19 protein-coding genes are annotated in these 25273 nt (G+C 72.0%); 4 read left to right on the forward strand and 15 right to left on the reverse strand.

Going from position 1 to position 25273, the window contains the following annotated elements; translation table 11 throughout:
• Positions 1-146: 146 nt before the first annotated feature.
• From tuf to JNB61_RS14750, 14 genes are all read right to left on the reverse strand, one after another.
• Positions 147-1340, reverse strand: coding sequence for an elongation factor Tu (gene tuf, locus JNB61_RS14685; protein ID WP_056371402.1), 1194 nt, complete (start codon positions 1338-1340; stop codon positions 147-149).
• A 158-nt stretch (positions 1341-1498) separates the two neighbouring features.
• Positions 1499-3613 (reverse strand): elongation factor G, encoded by a 2115-nt coding sequence (fusA, locus tag JNB61_RS14690; protein ID WP_220291899.1) that lies wholly within the window; start codon positions 3611-3613, stop codon positions 1499-1501.
• A gap of 74 nt (positions 3614-3687) precedes the next feature.
• The gene (gene rpsG, locus JNB61_RS14695) at positions 3688-4158 is read right to left on the reverse strand and encodes a 30S ribosomal protein S7 (protein WP_042538706.1); all 471 of its coding nucleotides are present in this window, start codon (positions 4156-4158) and stop codon (positions 3688-3690) included.
• A gap of 5 nt (positions 4159-4163) precedes the next feature.
• On the reverse strand, positions 4164-4532 hold the full coding sequence (gene rpsL / locus JNB61_RS14700) for a 30S ribosomal protein S12 (RefSeq protein ID WP_018171438.1): 369 nt from the start codon (positions 4530-4532) through the stop codon (positions 4164-4166).
• A 381-nt stretch (positions 4533-4913) separates the two neighbouring features.
• The gene (locus tag JNB61_RS14705) at positions 4914-5492 is read right to left on the reverse strand and encodes a hypothetical protein (protein WP_220340097.1); all 579 of its coding nucleotides are present in this window, start codon (positions 5490-5492) and stop codon (positions 4914-4916) included.
• Positions 5489-7141 carry a DUF5684 domain-containing protein gene (locus tag JNB61_RS14710; RefSeq protein WP_220340098.1) on the reverse strand — a complete coding sequence of 551 codons (1653 nt, stop codon included), beginning with the start codon at positions 7139-7141 and terminating at the stop codon, positions 5489-5491. The genes JNB61_RS14705 and JNB61_RS14710 overlap by 4 nt, the downstream gene beginning before the upstream one ends.
• Positions 7138-9699 carry a transglutaminaseTgpA domain-containing protein gene (locus JNB61_RS14715; protein ID WP_308291274.1) on the reverse strand — a complete coding sequence of 854 codons (2562 nt, stop codon included), beginning with the start codon at positions 9697-9699 and terminating at the stop codon, positions 7138-7140. The genes JNB61_RS14710 and JNB61_RS14715 overlap by 4 nt, the downstream gene beginning before the upstream one ends.
• Entirely contained in the window at positions 9696-11105 is a 1410-nt protein-coding gene (locus JNB61_RS14720; RefSeq protein WP_220340099.1) for a DUF58 domain-containing protein, read from the reverse strand. Before JNB61_RS14720 ends, JNB61_RS14715 begins: the two co-directional genes overlap by 4 nt.
• Positions 11102-12067 carry an AAA family ATPase gene (locus JNB61_RS14725; RefSeq protein ID WP_159846902.1) on the reverse strand — a complete coding sequence of 322 codons (966 nt, stop codon included), beginning with the start codon at positions 12065-12067 and terminating at the stop codon, positions 11102-11104. Before JNB61_RS14725 ends, JNB61_RS14720 begins: the two co-directional genes overlap by 4 nt.
• A 49-nt stretch (positions 12068-12116) precedes the next feature.
• The gene (locus JNB61_RS14730) at positions 12117-18086 is read right to left on the reverse strand and encodes an Ig-like domain-containing protein (protein ID WP_220340100.1); all 5970 of its coding nucleotides are present in this window, start codon (positions 18084-18086) and stop codon (positions 12117-12119) included.
• Positions 18086-19225 carry a serine/threonine-protein kinase gene (locus tag JNB61_RS14735; RefSeq protein ID WP_220291918.1) on the reverse strand — a complete coding sequence of 380 codons (1140 nt, stop codon included), beginning with the start codon at positions 19223-19225 and terminating at the stop codon, positions 18086-18088. Before JNB61_RS14735 ends, JNB61_RS14730 begins: the two co-directional genes overlap by 1 nt.
• 171 nt (positions 19226-19396) lie before the next feature.
• A complete protein-coding gene (locus tag JNB61_RS14740) occupies positions 19397-20065 on the reverse strand; it encodes a spermidine/putrescine ABC transporter substrate-binding protein (protein ID WP_159846911.1) in 669 nt (222 codons plus the stop codon).
• A gap of 72 nt (positions 20066-20137) precedes the next feature.
• Positions 20138-20716, reverse strand: coding sequence for a hypothetical protein (locus JNB61_RS14745; RefSeq protein ID WP_159846915.1), 579 nt, complete (start codon positions 20714-20716; stop codon positions 20138-20140).
• A gap of 32 nt (positions 20717-20748) precedes the next feature.
• Positions 20749-21708 carry an ABC transporter gene (locus JNB61_RS14750; protein WP_220340101.1) on the reverse strand — a complete coding sequence of 320 codons (960 nt, stop codon included), beginning with the start codon at positions 21706-21708 and terminating at the stop codon, positions 20749-20751.
• Between the two features lie 114 nt (positions 21709-21822).
• Here JNB61_RS14750 and JNB61_RS14755 point away from each other — a divergent pair, with 114 nt between their 5' ends.
• On the forward strand, positions 21823-22416 hold the full coding sequence (locus JNB61_RS14755) for a hypothetical protein (protein WP_220340102.1): 594 nt from the start codon (positions 21823-21825) through the stop codon (positions 22414-22416).
• Between the two features lie 22 nt (positions 22417-22438).
• Here the strand turns inward: JNB61_RS14755 and JNB61_RS14760 are convergent, their stop codons facing one another.
• On the reverse strand, positions 22439-23053 hold the full coding sequence (locus JNB61_RS14760) for a hypothetical protein (RefSeq protein ID WP_220291933.1): 615 nt from the start codon (positions 23051-23053) through the stop codon (positions 22439-22441).
• A gap of 270 nt (positions 23054-23323) precedes the next feature.
• On the opposite strand from JNB61_RS14760, the gene JNB61_RS14765 reads away from it, so the two are divergent.
• From JNB61_RS14765 to JNB61_RS14775, 3 genes are read left to right on the forward strand one after another with little or no spacing between them, the layout of a single operon-like run.
• On the forward strand, positions 23324-24115 hold the full coding sequence (locus JNB61_RS14765; RefSeq protein ID WP_220340103.1) for a hypothetical protein: 792 nt from the start codon (positions 23324-23326) through the stop codon (positions 24113-24115).
• Positions 24112-24531, forward strand: coding sequence for a phage holin family protein (locus JNB61_RS14770; protein ID WP_220291937.1), 420 nt, complete (start codon positions 24112-24114; stop codon positions 24529-24531). The genes JNB61_RS14765 and JNB61_RS14770 overlap by 4 nt, the downstream gene beginning before the upstream one ends.
• Positions 24531-25205 (forward strand): DUF3618 domain-containing protein, encoded by a 675-nt coding sequence (locus JNB61_RS14775; protein WP_220340104.1) that lies wholly within the window; start codon positions 24531-24533, stop codon positions 25203-25205. The genes JNB61_RS14770 and JNB61_RS14775 overlap by 1 nt, the downstream gene beginning before the upstream one ends.
• Positions 25206-25273 lie beyond the last annotated feature (68 nt).

Below are 25273 nucleotides of genomic sequence, written 5' to 3' on the forward strand. Positions count from 1 at the left end.
GCCCAGCCCTATCCTGTCGGGACGGATGCCGCGGCGGAACCCCTGCGCGCCGCGCGGGTTCTCCCGGCGCGGCGGCGCCCGCAGAACGCGGAGAAGCCCCCGGGATCACTCCCGGGGGCTTCTCGCAGCAGTTGCGCCGAAGAACCTTACTTGAGGATCTTCGTGACCGTGCCGGCGCCGACGGTGCGGCCACCCTCACGGATGGCGTAGCCGAGGCCCTCCTCCATGGCGATCGGCTGGATCAGCTCGACCGTCATGTCGGTGGTGTCGCCGGGCATGACCATCTCGGTGCCCTCGGGCAGCGTGATGACGCCGGTGACGTCGGTGGTGCGGAAGTAGAACTGCGGACGGTAGTTCGTGAAGAACGGGTTGTGACGGCCGCCCTCCTCCTTGGACAGGATGTACGCCGTGCCCTCGAAGTTGGTGTGCGGGGTGACCGAACCGGGCTTCACGACGACCTGGCCGCGCTCGACGTCGTCACGCTTGGTGCCGCGCAGGAGCAGACCACAGTTCTCGCCGGCCCAGGCCTCGTCGAGCTGCTTGTGGAACATCTCGATACCGGTGACGATCGTCTTCTGCGTCGGGCGCAGACCCACGATCTCGACCTCGGAGTTGATGGCCAGCGTGCCACGCTCGGCGCGGCCCGTGACGACCGTGCCGCGGCCGGTGATGGTGAAGACGTCCTCGATGGGCATGAGGAACGGCTTGTCCTTGTCACGCACCGGGTCGGGGATCGACTCGTCGACCGCCTCCATGAGCTCGAGGATCTTCGCGGTCCACTCGGCGTCGCCCTCGAGAGCCTTGAGGCCCGAGACGCGGACGACCGGAGCGTTGTCGCCGTCGAAGTCCTGCGACGAGAGGAGCTCGCGAACCTCGAGCTCGACGAGCTCCAGGATCTCCTCGTCGTCGACCATGTCCGACTTGTTCAGCGCGACGAGCAGGTAGGGCACGCCGACCTGCTTGGCGAGCAGCACGTGCTCACGCGTCTGAGCCATCGGGCCGTCGGTGGCGGCGACCACGAGGATCGCGCCGTCCATCTGAGCGGCACCGGTGATCATGTTCTTGATGTAGTCGGCGTGACCCGGGGCGTCGACGTGAGCGTAGTGACGCTTCGGGGTCTCGTACTCGACGTGCGAGATGTTGATCGTGATACCGCGCTGACGCTCCTCGGGAGCCGAGTCGATCGACGCGAAGTCGCGCTGCACGTTGGTGGCCGACGGGTACGTGTCGGCGAGCACCTTCGAGATTGCGGCGGTGAGCGTGGTCTTGCCGTGGTCGACGTGACCGATCGTTCCGATGTTCACGTGCGGCTTGGTGCGCTCGAACTTGGCCTTAGCCACTGGGTCCTCCTCAGGACGTTCGTGTAGAGGTTCCGGGCGCTGGTGTGCGCCGGTCGTCTACGGGGATATCTCCACCTTAGTAGAGACGGTTCTGGTGATTCTGTGTGAAGTTGTGCCGCCGGGATGCCGCGTCACCGAGGCATCCCGGCGGAAAAGGGTTACTCGCCCTTGACCTTCTGGATGATCTCGTCGGCCACGTTGCGAGGAACCTCGGCGTAGCTGTCGAACTCCATCGAGTAGACGGCGCGGCCCGAGGTCTTCGAACGCAGGTCGCCGATGTAGCCGAACATCTCGGACAGCGGGACCAGCGCGCGGACGACCTTGACGCCCTGGGCGTCTTCCATGGACTGGATCTGGCCACGACGCGAGTTCAGGTCGCCGATGACGTCGCCCATGTACTCCTCGGGAGTACGCACCTCGACGGCCATGAGCGGCTCGAGGATGACGGGGTTCGCCTTGCGGACGGCCTCCTTGAAGCCCATGGAGCCCGCGATCTTGAACGCCATCTCGGACGAGTCGACGTCGTGCGAGGCACCGTCGATGAGGATCGCCTTCACGCCCACCATGGGGTAGCCGGCGAGCACGCCGACGTTCATGGCGTCCTGGAAGCCCTGGTTGGTCGGCTCGATGTACTCGCGCGGGATGCGGCCACCGGTGACCTTGTTCTCGAACTCGTACGTCTTGTCGGCCGTGACCTCGAGGGGCTCCAGCGCGAACTGGATCTTGGCGAACTGACCCGAACCACCGGTCTGCTTCTTGTGCGTGTAGTCGTGACGCTCGACGGTCTTGCGGATCGTCTCGCGGTACGCCACCTGGGGCTTTCCGACGTTGGCCTCGACCTTGAACTCGCGCTTCATGCGGTCCACGAGGATGTCGAGGTGCAGCTCGCCCATGCCCTTGATGACCGTCTGGCCGGTCTCGGCGTTCTGCTCGACGCGGAACGTCGGGTCCTCTTCGGCGAGCTTCTGGATCGCGAGACCCAGCTTCTCCTGGTCGGCCTTGGTCTTCGGCTCGATGGCGACCTCGATGACCGGCTCCGGGAACGTCATCGACTCGAGGACGACCTGGTTCGCGCTGTCGGCCAGGGTGTCACCGGTGGTGGTGTCCTTGAGGCCGATGACCGCGTAGATGTGGCCCGCGGTGACCGAGTCGACCGGCATCTCCTTGTTGGCGTGCATCTGGAAGATCTTCCCGATGCGCTCCTTCTTGCCCTTGGTCGCGTTGACGACCTGGGCGCCCGAGTCGAGGTGACCCGAGTAGACGCGGATGTAGGTGAGGCGACCGAAGAACGGGTGCGTCACGATCTTGAACGCGAGCGCCGCGAACGGCTCGTCGCGGTCGGCGTGGCGCTCGATGATGATCTCTTCGTCCTTCGGGTCCTTCGCCTCGATGGCGGGGACGTCGAGGGGCGACGGGAGGTAGTCCACGACGGCGTCGAGCATCGGCTGCACGCCGCGGTTCTTGAACGCCGAGCCGCAGAGCACGGGGTAGAGCTCCGAGGCGATGGTCAGCTTGCGGATGGCGCCCTTGATCTCGGCGACCGTGAGCTCCTCACCGCCGAAGTACTTCTCGAGGAGGTGCTCGTCGGACTCCGCGACCGTCTCGAGCAGCTTCTCGCGGTACTCGGCGGCCTTGTCGGCGAGGTCGGCCGGGATCTCCTGGATCTCGTACTTGGCGCCCATGGTCACGTCGCCCTTGGCGTCGCCGGGCCACACCAGGGCGCGCATCTCGACGAGGTCGATGACACCCACGAAGTCGTTCTCCGCGCCGATGGGCAGCTGGAGCACGAGCGGCTTGGCCTTCAGGCGGTTGACGATGGTGTCGACCGTGAAGTAGAAGTCGGCGCCCAGCTTGTCCATCTTGTTGACGAAGCAGATGCGGGGCACGTCGTACTTGTCGGCCTGGCGCCAGACGGTCTCGGACTGGGGCTCGACGCCCTCCTTGCCGTCGAAGACGGCGACCGCGCCGTCGAGGACGCGCAGCGAACGCTCGACCTCGACCGTGAAGTCGACGTGGCCGGGCGTGTCGATGATGTTGATCTGGTTCTTGTTCCAGAAGCACGTGACGGCGGCCGACGTGATCGTGATGCCGCGCTCCTGCTCCTGCTCCATCCAGTCGGTGGTGGCAGCGCCGTCGTGCGTCTCGCCGATCTTGTGGTTGACGCCCGTGTAGAACAGGATGCGCTCGGTCGTCGTCGTCTTGCCGGCATCGATGTGCGCCATAATGCCGATGTTGCGGACCTTGTTGAGGTCGGTGAGCACTTCTTGTGCCACGGGGTGTCCTTAGCTGTTGAAGATGGTAGCGGGCCCGCCGCTCCCGCTGGTCGCGGGAGCGGCGGGGATGCTGGTTACCAGCGGTAGTGCGCGAAGGCGCGGTTCGACTCGGCCATCTTGTGGGTGTCTTCGCGGCGCTTGACCGCGGCACCGAGGCCGTTCGAGGCGTCCAGGATCTCGTTCTGGAGGCGCTCGGTCATCGTCTTCTCACGACGGCCCTTGGCGTAGCTCACGAGCCAGCGGAGGGCGAGGGTGTTGGCGCGGTGAGGCTTGACCTCGACCGGCACCTGGTAGGTCGAGCCACCGACGCGGCGCGACTTGACCTCGAGGGTCGGGCGCACGTTGTCGAGCGCCTTCTTGAGCGTGGCGACGGCGTCCTGGCCGTTCTTCGCCTCGACACCCTTGAGGGCGTTGTACACGATCGACTCGGCGAGCGACTTCTTGCCGTCGACGAGGATCTTGTTCACGAGCTGGCTGACGATCGGTGCGCCGTAGACCGGGTCGTTGACGACGGGGCGCTTCGGGGCGGGTCCCTTACGAGGCATCTTTCTCAGCCCTTCTTCGCGCCGTAGCGGCTGCGAGCCTGCTTACGGTTCTTGACTGCCTGGGTGTCGAGCGCACCGCGGACGATCTTGTAGCGGACACCGGGGAGGTCCTTCACACGACCGCCGCGCACCAGCACGAGCGAGTGCTCCTGCAGGTTGTGGCCCTCGCCGGGGATGTACGCGGTGACCTCGGTGCCGTTGCGGAGCTTGACACGGGCGACCTTGCGCATCGCCGAGTTCGGCTTCTTCGGGGTGGTGGTGTACACGCGGGTGCAGACACCCGCCTGCTGCGGGTTCGCCTTGAGCGCCGGCGCCTTGGTCTTCGAGACCTTGGGCGAGCGACCCTTGCGAACCAACTGCTGAATGGTTGGCACGTTCTCTCCTTGTTGAGCTGTGCGGTGCCTATCGGCTCCGCACAGGTGCTGCACGGTGACAGCGTCGTGGTCTCCCCCGCGGCTCATGGATCTTTCGATTCGTGACGCTGCGGGCTCACGCTGACCCACCGACGCGCCAGAATGACTGTCGCGCTTTTCGTTGGTGGGTATGCCGTGGGGGTGGCCTGTTCGCAGGCCGTTCCCTGAGATGCGGCGCTCGCGCCGGTTCCCGCACCGAGGCACGGTCGACGGCGCGCGTGAGCGCACACCCGATCCATGATACGTGGGTTTCGGGGGCCGGGCAAACGCAGAAGCACGCCGCAGGCGCAACCCCGTGACGACACGCCGCGGCACGACCGAGATCACCCTCGGCCGCGCCCATCAGCCCGTCGTCAGCAGGGCGATGAGTGCCAGCGCGGCGGCGATGACGAGGATGGATGCTGCGGCCACGACGGCGATCGTCCGCCGGCGGCGGCGACGCCTGCGGACCGCATCGGCGGCCGCGGTGTCGACGTGGTGCTGAGGCGCACGGCGGGCCGGCTCGGCGCGCACCGCGGTGACCGGAGGGACGGCGCGCGCCCGGTACGACGCGGATGCCGAGGTGGGCCGAGCGGCGACACGGCCGCGCGCGGGGGATGCTTGGGCGGCAGGTTCCGCGGCGAGCGACGGCGACGGAGCCCGCCTCGGCGCCGCGGAGGCGTCCACAGGCTCAGGTGCCGGCGGATGCGCGGTGCGCCGCGGTCCGGCCGGCGCCGACTCGGTCGCGGCCTGCGTGGGCACCTCGGATTCCGAGGGGACGACCCATCTGGCCGAGATCACGGTGGCGTCCGCCGCATCGGCCTGGACCTGGGCGCGCCGTGACGGCAGGGTCCGGTCGTCGGGCGCGTCGTCGTGCTCCGGCGCCGGCGCCGGGTCGTTCCGTCGGGAGAGGGCCGTGCGCTCGTCGTCGGGATCGATCACCCGTCGCTCCGCCGCAGCCGGACCTCGGCGTCGCCCAGCAGGAAGCGGTCGCCGGCTTCGACCTCGACGCCGGCGGGGGCCTCGACCTCAGTGCCCATCACGGTGGCGAACAGCACGCCGTTGGTGGAGTCGAGGTCGGTCACGTACCACTTGTCGTCGCGCAGCTGGAGGCGCGCATGCGTCTTCGACACCGTGCCGTCCTGGATCGACACCAGCTGCGCGCCCGGGTGCTCCGGGTCGGCGGCGGGACGGCGGCCCAGGATGACGACCTCCGACGAGAGCGCCACCGGCTCGCCGGTCGGCGGCACGAGCGCCCAGTCGGTGCGCTTGCGGCGGGCGATGATCGTCTCCTCGAGGGTGTCCTGGTCGTCGGGGATCTCGGGCTTGGTGTGGAACGCCGACACCGACGACCGCGCCGAGCGCGGGGAGCCGGCATCGGGCGCGCCGGAGATCGCCGACACCGGGCCGGAGGCCTCGGGGAAGGCGTCCGCCTCGCTCATCGGGGAGCGCGCGGGCGCCCATGGCTCGTGGTCTTCGTTCGACGCCGACGGGGCCGGCACGCGCGTGACGGGCGGCCGGGTGATCCCCTCCTCGCCCGTCGTGGCGGCCTCGGGCGCCGTGAACGGCTCCGCGGCGGTGCGAGCGGGACCGGCGGTCGCCGCGGCCGCGGCGGCGGGCGGGACGGCCGCGAGCGGCGTGGCCGGCACCGCGGAGATCGGCGCGGGAGCGCCGGGCACGGCACCCGTGACCTCGTCGCTCAAGTCGATGCCGTCGAGCGCGAAGCCCTGCCAGCGGTCAGCGTCGCCGGAGCCGTTCCCGTTCCCGTTCCCGCTCATCTCGGCCGGCGGCGCGGAGACCGGGCGACCGGGCAGCGGCGGCGGCGTCCATCCCGCGGCGGGCGGGGCGACGTCGGCCTCACCGGATACGGATGCCGCGGCAGCGGGCGGGGCGGAAATACCGGGCACGGCGGGATTCACGGGCACGGCGGAGGTCACCGGCGCGTGGGCGACAGGCGGCGCGGGGGGAGCAGGCGGCATGGCGGGCGCGGGGGCCGCCGGCGCGGCACCGGGCGCGGGCTGAGCGTACCCCGACGGGGGCGCGAACCCGTCGCCCGCGCTGGTCGGTGCGGGCGGGAACGCCGGCGGCGCGGGTGGATAGGCCGTCGGCGCATCTGTCCGCGCGGACGCGGGAAAAGGCGGCAGCGACGCAAGACCGGCCTCGCCCGGGGTGCGGCGCGCACCGGCGCCGAAGGAGGCGCGAGTGGCGGCATCCGTCTCCCGTCCGACCCAGCGCGCACTCCCCCAGCCGACGATCGACGCCCAGACCGGGAACGCCAGGAAGCCGAGGACGGTCATGCCCGCGCCGTAGCCGAACGCGACGTTCACGCGGAACAGCGCGATCGCCCACACCACGAGGAACGCGATGTTGACGAAAGGGATGAACGCCAGGATCACGAGCCACGGCGAGAGACCGGCGAGACGGAGCAGGACGATCGTGTTGAGGACCGGCACCCAGGCCTGCCAGGCCTCGACGCCGGACTTGCGGAACACCGCCGACAGCGCGAGCGCGGTCCAGACGTAGAGTCCGGCGAACAGGAGGAGGCTGATCAGGGTGCCTACGACGGCTGCGGTGGCATCTGGGGCGTTCATGGCATGGGACGCACGGGCTCGGCCCGTCGTCTCCCCCTCTCGGCGATTCTCGTGCGGCCGCCCGGTTCGGGCGCCATCGGACGGAACAACGATCTCAACGATACGGTCGCGAGCGCACCGCGCCAGAACCCGCGCTCGCGTCGCAGGGCGCGTCGCTCGGCGTCGACGGCCGCCCAGTAGCCCTTCACGTCGTCGACGGACAGGTCCGCGGGCGAGAAGACGGCGCGGTCCGCGTCCCGCGCGAGCGCGGCCCCGGCGGGCGTCGCGAACGCGGCGGCGAGCTCTGAGCGGGTGGCGGTGCGGGATGCCGCGCGGCCGGTGTCGAGCGCGGCGTCGACGTACTCGTCCCATCCACCGGCGATGCGGGCAGCGGGCGTGCCGGTGCGGCGACGGGACCGGCGGCGCGCAGCCTTCGTCCCGATCACGATGAGGAAGGGACCGAGCGCGAGCACGAGCACCACGAGCACGATGCCGCCGACGCGCAGCACCGGCCAGAGCCACGCGAGGTCCGCTCCCGCCTCTTCGTCGTCGGGGCTGTCGGTGGCCGAGTCCTCCTGCGCGGGATCCGGTGGCACGACCTCCTCGACCGACTCCGGGCGCACCTCGGTGACGTTCTCCGGGTCGCGCTGCTCGGTCGTATCGAGGCTCGGCGACTGCGCGTGCTGGGGCGTCACGTCGATGGCGACCCAGTCGCCGGCTGCCGACTGCACCTCGGTCCACGCGCTGAGATCCTGTGCGCGGCAGACGCCCTCGTCGCACGTAGCGAGCCCCGGCTCCGCGGCGGACAGCCGCGCGCCCATCACGACCCGGGACGGGAAGCCGAGCTCGCGGGCCATGAGCGCCACGGCGACCGCGAACTGCTCGTCGTCGCCGACCGCCGCGACGTAGTTGCCGGATGCGACGGCCCGGGGGTCCGTCTCGCGTTCGAGCAGCCGCGCGAACATCGTGTCGACGCGGGCGAGCGAGTGGCCCGAGGCGCTGGGCTGGAACGTGTAGTCGGGGATGGCCGCCACCCACGCGGGCTCCTGTTCCCCCTCGGCGAGACCGTGGCTGAGATAGCCGCGCTCGCGAAGAAGCGCCACAACCGACTCGAGGGCGGGCCCGCCCGATCCGACGGCGTGCTCGTCCATCCACGTGCGGAGGCTGTCCGGCGCGGCGACGCCGCCCGGGCTTCCCGGCGCGTCGAGCTGCGCGAGCTCCGTGCCGGCAGGCTCGACGCCGCGGACGACGAAGGCGTCCCCCGCCTCGAACCCTCCCCCCGCCGTCTGCACCGCCGCGGACGCCGAGGCGTTGTAGTAGAACTTGTCGGCCAGCGACGCGGCACGGTCGCCGTCGAATGCGACCGCCTCCAGGCGGCCGGCGGTCGGCATCCAGATCCCGTCCCAGTCGTCGATCTCGATCCGCGCCGCGACCGGCGTGCCTTCACCGGCGTCGAGGGCCGAGGGCACGCGGACGAACCGGCCGGCGTCGACGGCGCCCTCGCCGCCCGAGCGGAACACCTCGCCGTCGTACGCGTCGAGGGTCGCGAGCCGGATCCGCTCGGGGAGCCCGCCCACCACGCCGTCGGTCACGACGGGCTCGACCGTGAACAGCACGTCGTCGGCGCGGGCGTCGGCGAAGAGCGCGCGGTACTGCGACAGCGGGCTCACCTCGGCGGACAGATCGATGTCGGGGCCGACGGCCGAGCGCAGCACCTCGCGCTCCGCACCGCGGGCGGCGAAGGGCACGATCGCGACGGCGAGCACGAGAGCCACCGCCACCATGCCGGCGCCGAGGGCGGTGCGCCGGCGGTCGGCGGCTGAGGGGCGGCGCGAGATGCGGACGCCGCTGGATGCCGCGGCGCGCTGCAGCGCCCGCACACGCTCGTCGTGCGTGCGCCAGGCCAGCCACAGCAGGCATGCCACGAGGCCGGCGACGCCGATCCCGGTCTCGAGCGGCGCGTAGAGCAGGACCGGGCCGACCGCGAGCGGAGCGCTCACGGTGGCCCGGCCGAAGAATAGCCCGAACGTCACCATTCCGAGCGCGACCGGCACCGCGGCGTAGGCGGCGCGATCCTCGCGCCACGCGAGGAGCAGCACCGTGCAGGTGCCGACGAGGAACACGACGAGCGCGGGCACCAGCAGGTTGCGGTACGAGCCGACCGGCAGCTCGACGGTGACGAGATCCTTCCAGCCGAGCACCAGCCCGGCGGCCAGCTCGCCGAGACCGCGCACGACGTCGTCCGGGGAACCCAGACGCGAGGGCACGGCGAGCGGCACTCCCAGCACGAGGATCGCGAGGGCCAGTGCGCCCGCGACCGCCCATCCGCTCCAGCGGCGCCACCATGCCACGGCGGCGATCCCGCCGGCGACGACGGTGCCCGCGACGAACAGGAGCGCGAAGGTGCCCGAGCGGTAGATCGGCCACGCCGCGACGGCCGCGATGACGGCGATCGCCGCGGCGAACCCCGCGCCGATCCACACACGGGCGCCGAACTTCGGTGCGCCGGGCCCCCGGCTCTCGGCCGCGCCCCGGGGCGCAGCATCCATCCGCGCCATCGCGGGGATCGGCCCGCTCACGACGCTGCTCCCCGCAGCAGGAGACCCGAGAGGTCTTCGAGGGTTCCGACGGTGAGCACGGTCATGCCCGACACCGGCTGCATGCGCGGATGGGCGCGCTCGTCGCAGATGACGCCCACCACGGCGGTGTCGGCGGGGAACGCGAGGGCGGCCTGCTGCAGCCTCGTGAGCGGCACGCGTGAGCCGACCACGACGAACGCGATCGACAGCCGCTCGCCGGACTCCGCCGCCAGCCGGCACACCTCTCCCACGGGCATCGTGCTCTCGAGCAGGTCGACGCCGCTGAACCCGTCCAGCATCGGGCGCGGCGCCGCCGACGGGATGTGGCGGATCGCGCGCAGCCGCCCGCGCACGACGCGCGGGATCTCGGACCCGGTCACGATCTGCACGTCGCGGGCATCGTGGACGGCGCGCAGCCCCAAGGACGCCGCGCACGACACGGCGAGCTCGAACTCGTCGGGGTCCGCGAACTCGGCTTCCCAGGCCGCGAGCACCACGGCCATGCGCGAGCGCCGGGACTCCTCGTACTGGCGCACCATGAGCCGCCCGGTCTTGGCCGTCGACCGCCAGTGGATCTGACGCCGGGAGTCCCCCGGCGCGTACTCGCGGATGGCATGGAACGACATGTCGGCGTCGACCAGACGACGCGTCGGCGCGCCCTCCAGGTCGCGGATGAGCCCGGCGCTCGTCGACGGCAGCGAGACCGTGCGCGGGTGCACGTAGAGCTCGTGCACGTCGTGGAACGAGTGCTCGCGTCGCAGCATGCCGATCGGGTCGCTGCGCACCGTCGTCGCGGGCCCGACCGTCACGATGCCGCGCGCGAGTGCCGGGATGTCGAGCGGCTGCTCGACGGCGTGACCGGGACGCAGCAGCGGCACGCCGAACTCGACCAGACCGGCCCCGACGGGAATGTCGATCCGGCCGGGCAGCGCCGTGCGGTGGCCGTCGTTGCGCACGTGGATGCGGCCGGTGACCCCCTCGCCCGCGACGATCCGCTCGTGCGTCAGGGTGAGGTCGACGTCGTACGCGCGGGCGCCGAAGAGGAACGGCACGGCAGCGACGAGAAGGACGACGGATGCTGCGCCCGCGACCATGAACTCCACCCAGCCGAACACGACCCCGAGCACGAGCCCCGCGGTCGCGGCGACGGCCACGAGGGCTCCGGCCGGCCGGATCGTCTGCGCTGCCCACTGCGCCGCGGTGGTGATCCCCGAGCCCGCAGCCCGCCACACGCGCGTCCACCACACGGCGGCGCGCACGAACGCACGCCCGCGGCGCGACTCGCCGACGCTCGTGGCCGTCGCGGTCACGTGCGTGCGGCCGGTCGTGCCGGTCGCCTGGACGGTGCGCGTGATGCGCGGCTCCACCGTCGCAGTGGAGCCGCCGCGGCGCTCGGGACTGCTCATACCGCTTCGCGCCTCGAGGGCGGTGCGACGTCGAGCAGCACCTGCCCGACCACGGTCTCGGGGGTGACGCCGTCGAACTCGGCTTCCGGGTGCAGGATCAGGCGGTGCGACAGCACCGGCACCGCGAGCGTCTTGACGTCGTCGGGGGTCGCGTACGTGCGGCCCTGCGACGCGGCGCGCGTGCGGACGGCCCGCGTCAGGGCGAGGGCGCCGCGGATGCTGACACCCAGGCGCACCTCGTCGGCCGTGCGCGTGCTGTCGACGAGGCGGGCGATGTAGTCGAGCACGAGCGCGTCGACGTACACGTCGGCGGCGAGGTCGGCCATGCCGACGAGCGCCTGCGGCGTGATGATCGGCGAGAGCTCGGCGGTCGCGACGGCAGCGCCGTCGAGGATGCGGACGGTCGCCGCGTGGTCGGGGTAGCCGAGCGACGTGCGCATCATGAAGCGGTCGAGCTGCGCCTCGGGGAGGCGGTAGGTGCCGGCCTGCTCGACGGGGTTCTGGGTAGCGAGCACGAGGAACGGCACGCCGGCCTCGCGCGAGACGCCGTCGATCGTGACGCGCCCCTCCTCCATCACCTCGAGCAGCGCCGACTGCGTCTTCGGGCTCGCGCGGTTGATCTCGTCGGCGAGCACGATGTTGGCGAAGATCGGGCCCGCATGGAACTCGAACACGCCCTCCTTCTGGTCGTAGACGCTCAGCCCCGTGATGTCGCTCGGCAGCAGGTCGGGCGTGAACTGGATGCGCGTGTTCGTGCCCTGCACCGACTGCGCCATCGCCCGCGCCAGCGACGTCTTGCCGGTTCCGGGCACGTCCTCCAGGAGCACGTGGCCGTCGCTGAGCATCGCCGTGAGCACGAGCTCGACGACGTGGCGCTTGCCGAGAACGGCGCGCTCGACGTTGTCGGCGATCTGCCCGAACGTCTGCGCGAACCAGTCGGCCTGCGCCTGTGTGATCGTCATGTGGTGTCCTTCGTAGTCTGCGGGGGTCGGGGCGAACGGATGCTGCCGCTCAGGGTGCGGGCTCGGGATCGGGGTTGCCGTTGTTGGGCTGGCACGTCGCCGAGAAGGTGGTGTTCACCGGTGACAGCCCCCACCCCTGCGCGCTCCAGTCGACCGTCACCGCGATGCCCTCCACACGCACGGCGCCGACCGGCACCTCCCACGTGCCTGCGGTGTGCGCGAGCAGCTGGTTCTGCTTGTCGTAGTAGCGCAGGCCCGCGTTGCCGAACGTGAAGGCTGCGGAGGAGCCGTTCGGAGCGTTCGACGACTGGCCGCGATACGCGAGCGGGCTGCCGCCGACGCACGAGGTGACCGTCCAGTTCGCCTGCACCTGGTACGGGGCGCTGCCGGCGCGCGGAGTCACCGTCGACCACGCGGTGGCCGTGCCCCAGAAGTCGTGCACGTAGCGCACCTGGATGCCGGGGTCCTGGCCGAACACCGTGCTGCCGCTGCTGCCCCAACCCTGGAACTCGGCGTGGTTGCGGTTGGGGAGCCGCTCCGTCGTCGTCGGGTTCTCGCGGATCACCCAGTCGGCGCGCTGCGCCTGCACGTTCGGCCTGCCGTCGACGACGAACGTCCAGCCCTGCGGCGCCCTGCCCGACTGCTGGGCGCGGACGGTCGCTGTCGCCTCGGCGCGGCCGAAGGACTCCTCATCCCACCACGACTCGACGCACATCCGGAACCCGTACTCCTCGCCGTCCTCCAGCCCGGGGAACGAGGCCGTCTCGCCGCCGTCGATGACCCTGCAGCGATCGCCGTCCTGCACGATGCCGTACCGCAGCGCCGAGCCGTCGCCGTTGCGCTGCGCGGTGGCTCGCGCCGTGACCGTGGCGGTGCCGTCGCCGTTCGACACCGAGCTCAGGGTGAGCTGCGGCGACAGCGGACTGCCGATGCCGTTGGTCTGCACGGTCGTTGCCGCCCCCGACGCACTGCCACCGAGGCCGGGGGGCAGGTCGTAACTCGAGTACGGGGTGACGGTGACGATCGTGCCGGTGTTGCTGCCCACGCGGAACCGCGGCACCTCGACGCGGGTCTGGTTGCGGCTCACCCCCACCCGCACGGTCTCGCCGGCAGGGCTCGCGATCTCGAGGCTGCCGGTCTCGCCGGCCTCGATCCCGTCGATGACCAGCGAGACGATGCCGCCCGCGCCGTCGCCCGTGACGACGGGAGCCGCGGTCACGCTCGTGGGCGCGAGCGGTGCGTCGTACGCCCACGCGACCGTGCGCACGCCGGTCTTGGACTCCCCCACGGCATTGACGGCCCATGCGTCGTACGTCCGCTGCTCCCCGTTCGGCGCGGGAATCGGGGGGCACACGCCGTCCACCGCGCAGCGCGCGACCTCCTGTCCGCCGGAGCGGACGACGAAGCCGGTGAGCGCCGGGTAGGCCGACCGTGCCTCGCCCGGATCGACCCGCAGCGTGACCGTTCCGTCGGCATATGCCGTCTGAGTAATACTGGCGGGCGCCTTGGGGTACCCGAGCAGGTCGAGCAGCACGCGGCCGTCGCGTTCCGCGTTCGTGACGCGGCCCTGGGCGTCGCGCACCGAGAACGCGGCGGTGCACGTCGCGCCCGGGGCATCCGTCGTCCACGTCGCCCTGATCGACGTCGCCGACGCCACCTGGAAGCCCACCCCGGCGCATGCCCCCGTGGGCCGCACGTCGACGACCTCGAGCGGCGTGCGCGGCAGCGGGTTGACCTCGCCGCCGGCGCCGATCACCGGGATCGTGCACGACGACCCTCCGGCCTGCGAGCACTGCTGCACCACGGAGCCGCCCTGAGGGAGAGTCGAAGGAGCCGCACCGACGCGGAGGATGAGCCGCGCCGGCGTCACCGACGGGTGGCTCGTGACGGAGACGAGAACGGCCTCCTCGGAGCCGGGGACGGCGCGGTCCGCGCCGGTGACGGTCACGACGGAACCCTCCTGAGCGACCCCGAACGCGGTGCCGGAATGCTCGGTCGCGTAGACGATGCCATCCCAGTCCGGGCGCAGCTGCCACGTGGTCATGTTCGCGAGGTCGAAGGTCGCGGTCTCGCCCGGCCCGACCGTGATCGATGCCGGGCGCAGCTCGGGCTGCGGGTCTCGCGGGCGCACCACGATCGGCACCGACAGGTACGTCCAGTCCTCCTGGCCGCCGAGGCGCACGGGCACCTGGCACGCGTCGACCCACGGGGCGCCCGCGCCCGCGTCGTAGCGGACGACGGTGCCCGACTCGATCGTGCAGGATGCCTCGGCGCGCGCACCCGACGCCCGCACATCGTCGCCGAGCTCCACGACGGCGCCCCGCGGGCGCGCGACGAGGCCGGCCATGTCGAAGGTGGTGGACTCGAGCTCGGTGACCTCGGGGGACGCCGCGTTCGCCCGCAGCGTCAGGGCCAGGTCGTCGTCGCCCGGCACGCGGAGGAAGCCGTAAGAGGTGACCTCGCCCGCAGCGCTGTCGCCGGTGACGGCGAACGGGATGAGCTGCGTGGTCTCGGGCAGCGCCCCGCGCAGCCGCGAACCCTGGACCGAGACGCCGTCCGGGTCGCCCCACAGCGACAGCTCGAGGTCGTCCACGTCGCCGCCCGACCAGGTGACCTTGCCGGTCAGCACGTCCACGCCGCGCGGGAAGTCCTCGCGGGTCTCGACGGTGAGGTTGGTGTCGGCGACGATCGGGAAGTCGGGCACGCTCTCGCGCACGACCCGCACGACGATGAGGCCTCGACCGGTGTTTCCCGACGAAGACTCGACGTCGTAGAGGAACGACATCGTCGCCGGCTCGTCGCCGGCGGCGATCCGGACCGTGGTGTCGTCCGCGCCGACGATCTGCGCGCCCAGCCGCGCGTACTCGGGGTTCTCGCTGCCGTCGACGAGGGTCGCCGGGACGTCCGGGCGGATGTCGGTGATCCGCAGCTCGCCGAGCGTCGGGTCGACGTCGTTGGAGAGCGGGCTGACCCGGATCGTGTTGCCCCGGCCTGCCTGCACCTGGACGTAGTCGGTGAAGGTGACCGGACTCGGGTTCGCCTGGCTGTCGAGCACTCCGATGCGCACCGTGCCGTCGGCCGTCGCACCGAACGCGTCGACCACGCGGTAGCGGAAGGACACCTGACCGCTGTCCCCGGGCACGCTCGTGTACAGGATCGACCCGCCGTCGGCGGTGACGGTGGCCGCGCCCCGCTCGGGCTGCTCGACGATGCGGTCGAGGGTCACGACGTCGCCGTCGGGGTCGGTGCCGAAGTCGTCGAACTCGATGAGCGCCGACTGGCCGCTGAGCACGCGACCCTCGAGGGTGTCGGCCGAGGGTGCGCGGTTGGCCTCGGCATCGATCACGGTCACGCGCACCGTCGCGGTGTCGGCGAGTGCCGGCGCGCCCGTGGTGAACACGGAGTACTCGATCGCGTACTGGCCCGGCTCGTCCGGCGCGAGGTAGCGCAGCAGGTCGCCCGACGCGAAGGCGAGCGCCCCTTCCGACGACGAGCGCACGGATGCCGGGTTCAGCGTCGGCCTCCCGCCGGCGGGCGAGATGTCGTTATCGAGCACCGGGATGTCGATCTGGGAGCCGGAGCGCACCATCACGGAGTCGTCCACGGCGATCGGGGCGAGCTCGGGTGCGGGCGGCAGCAGGTACACCGTCGCCTCTCCCTCGACGCTGGCGCCGGCGTCCTCCGTCCCGTCGCTCACCACGTACGAGACGATGCCGAGGCGGCCGGCGGCGCCGTCCGCCGTCGTGCCCGACACCCGTAGGTGGTTCTGCCCGACCGCGTCGACCGACAGCGTGGCCCCGTCATCGGCCCGCGCGACGACGTCGCTGAGCAGCAGCACGCGGCGCGTCGGGTTCGAGACGGCGTCGAAGATCTCGAGGGTCGCGTCCTGCTGCGGGTGCACGAACGCCACCACCGGCGAGGTCGCCAGCTGGGCAGGCGCGTCGGTGGGCAGCAGCGTGATGCGGGCGGTGCCGGTCGCCTCGCCGACCCCGTCGGTCACGGTGAAGTCGACGCGGAACGTGCCCGGATCCTTCGCTGTGAAGTCGAAGGCGGTGGAGCCGCTGACCGCGGTCGCGGTGGCCGCCGCGTCGTCGAGCACGCGCACGGATTCCAGTGACAGGGTGCCGGCGGTGCCCGTGACGTGATCCGCGACGTCGACGGTGATGGCGGACGCGACGGTGTCGGTCACGGCGAACGACTGCGCCGCGAGCTGGGGCTGGGGAGACACCTTCACCACGAGCGGCTTCACCGTCGTCAGACCCTGGGTGTCGGCGACCGTGACCTCGAGCTCGACGAGCTGCTCCCCGCCGTCGCCCGCGTCGTCGTGCTGGTAGACCACGTCGCCGCCAGGGGTCGCCGCGACGCTGCCGACGCCGCTCGCGTTCTCGACCGACAGGAGGAGCAGGGGGTCGCCTTCGGGGTCGACCCAGCCCGGCAGCACCGGCACGGTCACCGTGCCGCCGCGCGCGACCTCGGGCTCCGGCCACTCGACGAGGCACCGCTCGACGCCGCACCATTCCGGCGCCGAGTCGGTCGCGGCACCCGCCACCGTGACGGTGACGGTGGTCGGCTCGGAGGTCAGGCCGTTCGCGGCGGTGCCGTCGGTGACCGCGTAGGAGAATGTCGCGGAACCCGTCGCGCCCGGCTGCACGCGGATCGCGAGGCGCTGGTCGTCGTCGGTGACCGACAGGGTGCCGAACCCGGGGTCGAGCCCGCTGACCGATGCGGGGTCGATGGTGAGCACGTCCTCGTTCGGGTCGTGGTCGTTCATCAGCACGGGAAGCGATGCGAGCGCGCCGGCCCGCACGCCGAACGCGTCGGGCTCGGCGACCGGCGGCTTCGGGTCGAGCACGACCTGCAGCTGCTCTTCGCTCGGCACGGCGGCGGGGTCGGGGCGCTCGTCGAGGCTCCAGTCCTGGCTCGACGAGATCAGCGCGCCGTCGGGCACCGACCACGCCCAGCCGGAGCGGGTGTCGTTGAGGATGACCGCGGAGGCGCTCGCGACGAACACGGGACGCTGCTCGGCGCCGATCGTCTGGTCGCCGTAGTCGAGAGGCGCCGTGGTGCCGCTCGAGCGCCACAGGAGACCGCCCGCGTCGCCCTGGCCGAGCCACGCCGCGTAGGTCTCGCCGTCATGAGCGACCGGCTGCGCGGGCGTGCCCAGCACCGTCCCACCGCCTCCCAGCGGCGTCTCCATCGGTGACCCGTCGGCGGGCACCCGCACCAGGCCCGTGTCGTCCGCGAGATAGACGGCGGTGCCGCTCGGATCCGGTGCGCCGACGACCACCGCACCCGTCGTCGGCGCCTGGACCGCGGCATCCTGTCCGCGCAGCCACACGTCGCCGTCCTCGGTGTCGATCACGGCCCACGTGTCGCCGGCAGCGGTGATGGCCGGCGCCTCGAGCCCGTCGGCGTCGAGCGCGTCGCGGCCGCGCACCTCGCCGGCCTGGAGGTCGTAGCGCAGCACCGAGCCGTCGGCGCCCGAGTACGCGAACAGCGTGCCGCGCTCGTCGACGGCGATCGCCTCGGCGGTGTACTGCGGGGCGTCCGCGTCGTCGGCGCCGAAGGGATCGAGCTGCGACGACGTGCCGCTCGAGAGCCGCCCCGCGTGCACGGCGCCGGAGTCGGTGAGGTAGGCCACCCAGTCCCCGGCGGTGACGACCTCGGTCGTGCCGGACGGGGTCTTCTGCGAGGACCGCAGCGCCTCCTCGTCGAGATCTGCGGGCATCGCGGCATCGATGCGCGTGAGCGTCGAATAGCTGTCGCTGAAGAGGTATGCGGCGTCCCCCGTCTGAACCACCTGGTCGGGGTTGCTGATGCTGCGGACGGTGTCGAGCTCTCCGACCGCAGTGTTCACGCGGGCGTAGCGGCGGCCGTCGCCGGTCTGGAGCGCCCACACGGCGGTGTCGACGTCGGGCGTCTCCTGGGCGTCGAGCCCCGGCCACACGATGCTGATGCCGATCACGGTGGCCGCCACCGCCCCGGCGGCGGCGAGGCCGGTGATCGCGCCCCGTCGCATCAGAGCACCCCCACGGCCATCAGCGCCACGACGACAGCGCCGGCCCCGGCGACGACCCCCGCCCCGATGCCGATGGCCCAGGGCAGCACGGCGCGCCCGCGCCGGCGGGCCGGCGCGGAGATCTCGGTGTCCTCGTCACGGGCGAGCTGCGCGACGCCGGTGCCGGCGCGCGCCTTGCGCGTGAGATCGCGCTCCACGTGCGAACGTGCGGGCCCGCGCAGCGCCGAATCCGCGAAATCGACGGGGGCGGATGCCGGAGACCACTCCGCATCCGGGATCTCGAGCGGCGTCGGCGAGAGGCCGAGCCCCGACTGCACGTCGCGCAGCGCCTCGCCGAAGGCACGGGCGGAGTCGTAGCGGCGGCCGGGATCCCGGCTCATCGCGGTCGCGAGCACGGCCTGCAGCGACGCGGGGACGTCGGCCCGGGGGATCTCGACGTAGGTGGCGCGCGCGATGCGCTTGCGCAGCAGCTCCTTGGTGTTCTGGCCGCGCTCGCGGCGCTCGAACGGGCTGTGTCCGGCCAGCAGCGAGTACACCGTGGCGCCGAGGCTCCACACCTCGCTCGTCACCGTGCCGCTCGTCTGCTCGGCGATGACCTCGGGAGCGCTCCACGGGATCGACATCGCGAGCACCTCCCCACCGCTCTTGCGCTGCAGCGAGGCCGAGATGCCGAAGTCCGCGAGCACGGGCGTGCCGAACGTGGTGATGAGGATGTTGCTCGGCTTGACGTCGCGGTGGATGAGGCCGGCGCGGTGCGCCGACTCGAGCGCGCTCGCCATGCGCACGCCGATCGCGAGCACCTCCTCCACGGGGATGCGCTCGACCCGGTACCGCTGCGCGAGAGAGCCCGGGCAGTACTCCATGACGATGTACGGGCGGCCGTCGGCCGAGATGCTGGCCTGGTAGACCGTGACGATCGAGGGGTGGGCCGACAGGTGCGCGAGGACGTCGGCCTCGGCATTGAACATGCGCCGCAGCTCCGGGTCGCGCACGTCGCTCGGCATGACCTTCACCGCGACGTTGCGGCGGGGCATGTCCTGCTCGTAGAGGAACACGTCGGCGAATCCGCCCGAGCCCAGTGGGCGGATGTAGGCGAGTCCCGGAAGGATCGGAGGCGCCGAGGGAAGCCGTGCAGCCACCAGCACACCTCCCGCAGTCCGCTACCGTCACACCCATGCCGCCTGAGACGGCAAACCCGGTCATGCTAACAAAACCCACCTCCCGAGAAGCCGCGTGGCGGGCGGGATGTGGAGAGTGGGAGCGCGTGCGACAGGCCGGCGCCGGACCGTGCCGCAGAGACGGGGCCGGCGTCAGTCTAGCCGCGGAGCGTCCCCGGGGTCGTGCGGGTCGAACGGTGCGTCGAGGGACCGGGTGAGATCGGCGAGCATCGCCTCGATCTGAGGCTCGACGTACTCGGTCACCGCCGCCTGGATGCGCAGGCGATGGTGCAGCAGGATCGTGCACACCTCGCGGCCCACCATGTTCGCGTAGTCGTCGGCCAGCCCGACCTCCTGGCGCAGCGCCGCCTTGGCCTCCTCGCTGAGCGGGGGAAGCGCCGGCACGTGCGCGTCGGCCTCCTCGGCGAGACCCGCGATCGTGAACAGGAACGGCGCGCCCGGCACCGGATCGGGGTCCATCGGCAGGCCCTCGAACTCGGGGTCGAGTCCCTCACCGGGGCGATAGCTGCGCGCCCGGTTGCGCGCGGCCTGCTGGTCGAGCTCGGCCTGCAGCATCGGCAGATTCAGCGCGGTGTACTCGGCGACCGACCGATCCACGATCGTCTTGATGCGGGTCGACAGGCCGTGCTGCACACCGTGCGGCACGTCGGCGCCGAGGCCTGCGGCCGAGAGCACCGGCGACCCGAAGCAGCGGCGGCAGGGGGCGGTCCGGCCGTGGTGGGTCGCGGGCTCCCAGCGGGGCACCCACGCGAGCCAGGCGTCCACCGCCTGGCTGACCTGGGTCTCGAGCGACCGCTCCACGCGTTCCACGCTAGTGCTCGGCATTCGTTCTCGCGCGGATTTCCGCGGCTTCCGGCGTCTTTTGCGCCCACGTCACTCGTCGAACTCGTCCTCCCAGGGCCAGCGTGGGCGGCGCGCGTGGGTCCGCACGAGGGCGATGCCCGACCACGCCGACACGAATGCGGCCGCGGCGACGACGAGCCCGAACCAGGTCGTGGCGAGCCTTCCCACCACCGCCGTCGCGACGCCGAGGTCGGCGCCGGTGAACACGGCGCCGAACCACACTCCCCCCAGGTACGCGAGGAAGGTGGCGGCGGTCGTCCACGCCGCACCCCAGTACGACGGATGCTGCGCCCCGGCGCCCGTCCCCGTCCCCGTGCCCGCGGGGGCCGGGGCGGCGTCGCGGGCGGGGGCCGCGGCATCCGTCCGGTATCCGGCACGAGCGATCGCGGCCCACAGCCCGCCGGCGAACGCGAGGGTCGCGCACACGACACCCGCGACCCCGGGAACCTGTCCGAGCCCCGGGGTCGCGATGACGTCCTGCGACGTCGCCAGGCTGGTCATGCCGAGCCCGAAGATCAGGAGCGCGACGAAGCCCATCGTCGCGAAGGCCAGGGCGACGGGCGGTCGCACGGGTCCTTGCGACGGTCCCTCCGAACCGTCACCGGCCATGCCGTCAGCCTACGTCGCGGAGCGGACGCGACTCACTGCTGAACGAGCTGCGGGCCCGCCTCGAGCGTGCGCTCGTACTCGCGCTGCGCCTCGATGTTGAGCTCCGTGACGCGCCTGCCCCGCGCGGCGGCCCAGGCTCCGAACCAGATCGTGAGCTCGCGGCCGATGACGAACGCGGCGATCGCGAGCGGCGTCAGCAGCTCGGCCTCGACGAGTTTGGCGCCCTCGCTGGCCGTGAGATTCCAGAACGGCGCCTGGAACAGGGCGCCCAGGATGTGACCGCCGTAGGCGGCGACGCCGACGAGGATGCCGAAGACGACCCACGCACCCCACCTGCCGCGGTTGATGATGGCGCCGAGCAGCCAGAACGCGATGAAGAACACGACGACCGGCACCCACAGCGACCAGGTCGCGAGGGCCTCGAGGGCGGTCGTGCCGACGTTCGTGCCGGTCACGTCGCCCTTGATCGCGCCGACCCCGAGCCACACGGCGAGGTAGAGCACCGCGAAGGCCACCGCGGCCAGCAGGCCGATGGCTCCCGCGGCCGCGCGATTGCCCCGCGGACGCGGGGCCTCGGGCGCCTGCACGAAGATCGGCTGCGGGGCTGGCGCGGCGACGACCGCGGGCTCGGCGACGACGGGCTCGCTCGGGGTCACCGCGGGCGGTACCACGACGGTGGGCGAATCGTCGGGAGCGGGAGCGGGTGCTGCGGTCGACGTGTAGCTCAGGGATGCCGCCTCGGGTGAGTCCCACGGGTCGGGCTCCGCCGCCGGCGACTCGGCGGCGGTGGTGGTGGCCTCGGCGGACGCGTCCGCGTGGGAGGCGGCGGGGGTCTCTGCGGCAGGAGTCTCAGCGGCGGGAGTCTCGGCTGCTCCGGCGTCACGGCGGGCGGCCTCGGCGTCGGCGAGGCCTTCGTTCGCACGGCCGACGACGTCGTCGACGCCGTGCGGCTCTTCGACGGGTTCGCCGTAGGACGACTTGGGGTCACTCATCGCAGGCACTCCTCACGCAGGGCTCCTCCCTGCAGAGGCAGAGTAGCCCGCAGTTCCGCGCACACGACGGAGGCGTGCCGGAGGAATCCGCGCCTGCCCCACTACCCTGAGCCCATGGCACCACGGGCGTTCCGGCTCGCCGCGGCCGCGGCATCCACCCTCCTCGCGTTCGCCCTGCTCACGGCGTGCGCGCCCGACGCACCCTCGGGGGGCGGACTCACCTTCACGCCCACGCCGTCGACCTCGTCGTCGGCCTCCGCGAGCGCCACCCCCACACCGACGCCCACCGCCGGCGCCGAGATCCCCGACGACTGCCGCGCGATCCTCACCGCCGACGTGCTCGTGGAGCTCGAGGGCGTGCCGCTCAACGACCCCGCCTTCGGCGCGTCCGGGCCGCAGCCGGACGGCAGCCTGGTGTGCGTGTGGCGCGACCCCGCCGCCGACACGACGGGCCTGGTCACCAAGATCGCCTATATGTCGCGCGGGCCCGCGCTCGACATGCTCAACAAGCTCGTGACCGACGAGGGCTACACCTGCTACACCCCCGACGGCGGCACCCGCTGCGAGAAGACGTGGCAGAACGAGACGTACCCCGTCACCGACGGACGCACCCTGTTCTGGCGCGACGACATCCTCATCGACACGCAGTACTCGCAGCTCGCGCCCACGGGCTACACGGCGGCGGTCGTCGCGAGCATCTTCGGCTGAGTCAGCCCGGGACGGCGCTGAATCAGCCCCAGACGGCGCGGTCGAGTCGAGGACCGTAGTCCTCCGGATGCCAGTCCGTCTCGACGCTGACGAGCCATAGGCCGTCGCGCAGGGTGTGCTCCTCGCGCACCGCCCCCCGCGTGCGGTCGCAGACCGTCGCGTCGTCCGACGTGCGGCAGATGAACCCGTCGCCTGCGAGCGCCGCCTCGGCGATCGTGGCGGCGTCCGCGTCGACCTTCGACAGCGTCGTGACGACGCCGCCCGAGTCGAACCGCCATGTGCACGTCACCAGCACCTCCGGCGCTGCGGCGTCGGCGAACGCCGTCGCCTGCGTGGCGGGAGCTGCCATCGACTGGTTGAGCAGCGACCCCTCGCGCCACGTCAGCTCGTTCCACAGGTCGTCGGAGTACAGGGTCCGGCAATCCACCGCGCCGCCCTCTGCCGCGGTCTGCGCGGGCGTGCGCTCGGGCGTCGCCTCCGGTTGCGGCGCGGTGGCGGCGCGCAGCGTGTCACCGACCCAGGCGACGGCCACGGGCACCATCGGCAGGGCCAGCCACACGAGCGAGGCGACCACCGCGGCGCACAGCAGCCCGGCGGGCACGGCGATCCACCGGTTGCGTCCGCCGATCCTCGCCATGGGGCCCCCACCTCCGTCTCCACGGTAAGCCGGGATCCGCGCTTCGCCGGCTCGGCGCGCGCGCGGCATTCGAGGATGCCGTGAGGCGCAGCATCCGTCGTTCGCTCTTGCCGCCTCGATGGGAAGGGGCTGTGCAGGATACTCCGCCGCCCGGCAGAGTGCCACCCTCTCTTCACTTCGGGGCCTCATGACGGACGGTATTGGTCACGGCGGATCCCCGAGGTCCGGCACATCGCCGGTCCGACGCCGCACGTGAGATGGAGGAGGAGCATGTCGACTTACGACACCGATCCGTATGCGACCCAGAGCACGGGTACGGGCCAGAGCACGGGCTCAGGCGACATGAAGGAGCGCGTCGTCGACGGCGTCGCCGAGGTGGACGCCGGTGCCATGTACGTCGCCGGAGTCGCCGGTGACGAGGCCAAGAGCGTCGCGCACGACGCGAAGGACGCCGCTCGCGGGTTCCTCTACGAGGCCCGCACGGAACTGTCGGACCAGGCGTCGAGCCAGCAGCGCCGCGCCGCGAGCGCGCTGCGCAGCACGAGCGATGAGCTCACCGGCCTCGCCGATGGCACGGCGACGGGCTCGGGCGGAATGGCCACCGACGCCGTCCGCGCTTTCGGCCAGCAGACGCGCCGCGTCGCGGACTGGCTCGAGCAGCGCGAACCGGCCGATGTGATCTACGAGGTCCGCACGTTCGCGCGGCGGCACACCGGCGCCTTCCTGGCCATCGCCGTGGGAGTGGGGCTTCTCGCCGGCCGGGTGACCAAGGCGCTGGTATCCGACGCCCACGACGGTGAGCGGCGTGCAGGCGGCACGCTCGGCCAGGGCGGCGCGCGGCCGGCCCTCGTGACGGGCTCGCCGACGACCGCCGGAACCGCTGCGGCGGGCTACGGAGGAACGGCTGCCGGGGCGGCGACCGTGGGGACGACCGGGTACGCGGGCGACACGCCCATCGGCGACGCGCTCGCGGGCGACCCGCTGACCACCGGCACGGACCCCGCCGTCACCACCGGCGCAGCAGGAGACGAGTGGTCCGCGACGGGAGAGGGACGACGATGACGGACATGCCCACGCCGTCTCAGCAGAAGGCGGCCGAGACTTCGCTGGGCGAGCTGGTCGGCGAGGTCTCCCGTGACCTGTCGACCCTGATGCGCAAGGAGCTCGAGCTCGCCAAGGCCGAGCTCTCGGAATCGGCGAAGCGTGCCGGTGCGGGGGCAGGGCTTCTCGGCGGCGCCGGATACGCGGGGATGATGGCTGTCTTCTTCCTGTCGGTGGCTCTCTGGTGGGGTCTCGGCGACCTCATCGACAGCCTCGGCTGGTCGGCCGTCATCGTCGCCGTCCTCTGGGGCATCATCGCCGCCATCCTCTACGCCGTCGGGCGCAACCGACTGAAGACCGTGCAGGGGGCCCCGAAGACGGTGGAGACCGTGAAGGAGATCCCCGACGCGCTCAAGAGAAACCAGGAGAACCGATAATGAGCAACGCAGATCAGATCCGCGCGGACATCGAGGTGACGCGCGACGAACTGGGCCGGGACGTGGACGCGCTCGCCGACAAGGTCTCGCCGCCGAAGATCATGGAGCGGCAGAAGACCCGGGTCCGGCAGGTGCTCGGTGACGTCAAGGGTCGCGTGATGGGCGTGGCGGACGACGTCGGCGATTCGGCCTCCTCGGCGGGCCACTCCGTCTCAGACGCGATCGGCACCGCCGGCGAGGCGGTGAAGGACCTCCCGCAGAAGGCGCGACGGCAGACGCAGGGCACGCCGCTCGTGGTCGGCCTCCTCGCGGCCGGAGCGGGTTTCCTCGTCGCGAGCCTCATCCCCACCACCGACGCGGAGAAGCGCTGGAGCACGCAGCTGCGCGACCAGGCGCAGCCGCTCGTCGACAAGGCGGTGGACAAGGCGAAGGATGCTGCGCAGGAGGTTGCGCAGAACCTCAAGGAGCCGGCGAAGGACGCCGTCGAGCAGGTCAAGGAGTCGGCCGTCTCCTCGGCGGAGACCGTGAAGGAAGAGGCGCAGAGCACGGCCGAGCGCGTCAAGGAGAACGTCGCGCCCAGCAGCGGCTCGACCGGGATGACCGGCTCGACGGGCAGCGGGTCCGGTACGGGCACAACGGGTACGACGGACACAACGACGCCCACGCAGTACTGAGCGACGCGGCATCCGTTCCAAACGAAGACGAAGGGCCCTGGCGGATGCCAGGGCCCTTCCCTCGTCGG

Source organism: Microbacterium ureisolvens, assembly GCF_019511645.1.
In the GTDB taxonomy this organism is placed as follows: domain Bacteria; phylum Actinomycetota; class Actinomycetes; order Actinomycetales; family Microbacteriaceae; genus Microbacterium; species Microbacterium ureisolvens_A.

Excerpts from the sequence above, each read along its gene's own strand:
- rpsG (WP_042538706.1), bottom strand. The coding sequence starts at position 4,158 with ATGCCTCGTAAGGGACCCGCCCCGAAGCGCCCCGTCGTCAACGACCCG.
- JNB61_RS14710 (WP_220340098.1), bottom strand. The coding sequence starts at position 7,141 with ATGAACGCCCCAGATGCCACCGCAGCCGTCGTAGGCACCCTGATCAGC.
- JNB61_RS14720 (WP_220340099.1), bottom strand. The coding sequence starts at position 11,105 with ATGAGCAGTCCCGAGCGCCGCGGCGGCTCCACTGCGACGGTGGAGCCG.
- JNB61_RS14725 (WP_159846902.1), bottom strand. The coding sequence starts at position 12,067 with ATGACGATCACACAGGCGCAGGCCGACTGGTTCGCGCAGACGTTCGGG.
- JNB61_RS14730 (WP_220340100.1), bottom strand. The coding sequence starts at position 18,086 with ATGCGACGGGGCGCGATCACCGGCCTCGCCGCCGCCGGGGCGGTGGCG.
- JNB61_RS14745 (WP_159846915.1), bottom strand. The coding sequence starts at position 20,716 with ATGGCCGGTGACGGTTCGGAGGGACCGTCGCAAGGACCCGTGCGACCG.
- JNB61_RS14750 (WP_220340101.1), bottom strand. The coding sequence starts at position 21,708 with ATGAGTGACCCCAAGTCGTCCTACGGCGAACCCGTCGAAGAGCCGCAC.
- JNB61_RS14755 (WP_220340102.1), top strand. The coding sequence starts at position 21,823 with ATGGCACCACGGGCGTTCCGGCTCGCCGCGGCCGCGGCATCCACCCTC.
- JNB61_RS14760 (WP_220291933.1), bottom strand. The coding sequence starts at position 23,053 with ATGGCGAGGATCGGCGGACGCAACCGGTGGATCGCCGTGCCCGCCGGG.
- JNB61_RS14765 (WP_220340103.1), top strand. The coding sequence starts at position 23,324 with ATGTCGACTTACGACACCGATCCGTATGCGACCCAGAGCACGGGTACG.
- JNB61_RS14770 (WP_220291937.1), top strand. The coding sequence starts at position 24,112 with ATGACGGACATGCCCACGCCGTCTCAGCAGAAGGCGGCCGAGACTTCG.
- JNB61_RS14775 (WP_220340104.1), top strand. The coding sequence starts at position 24,531 with ATGAGCAACGCAGATCAGATCCGCGCGGACATCGAGGTGACGCGCGAC.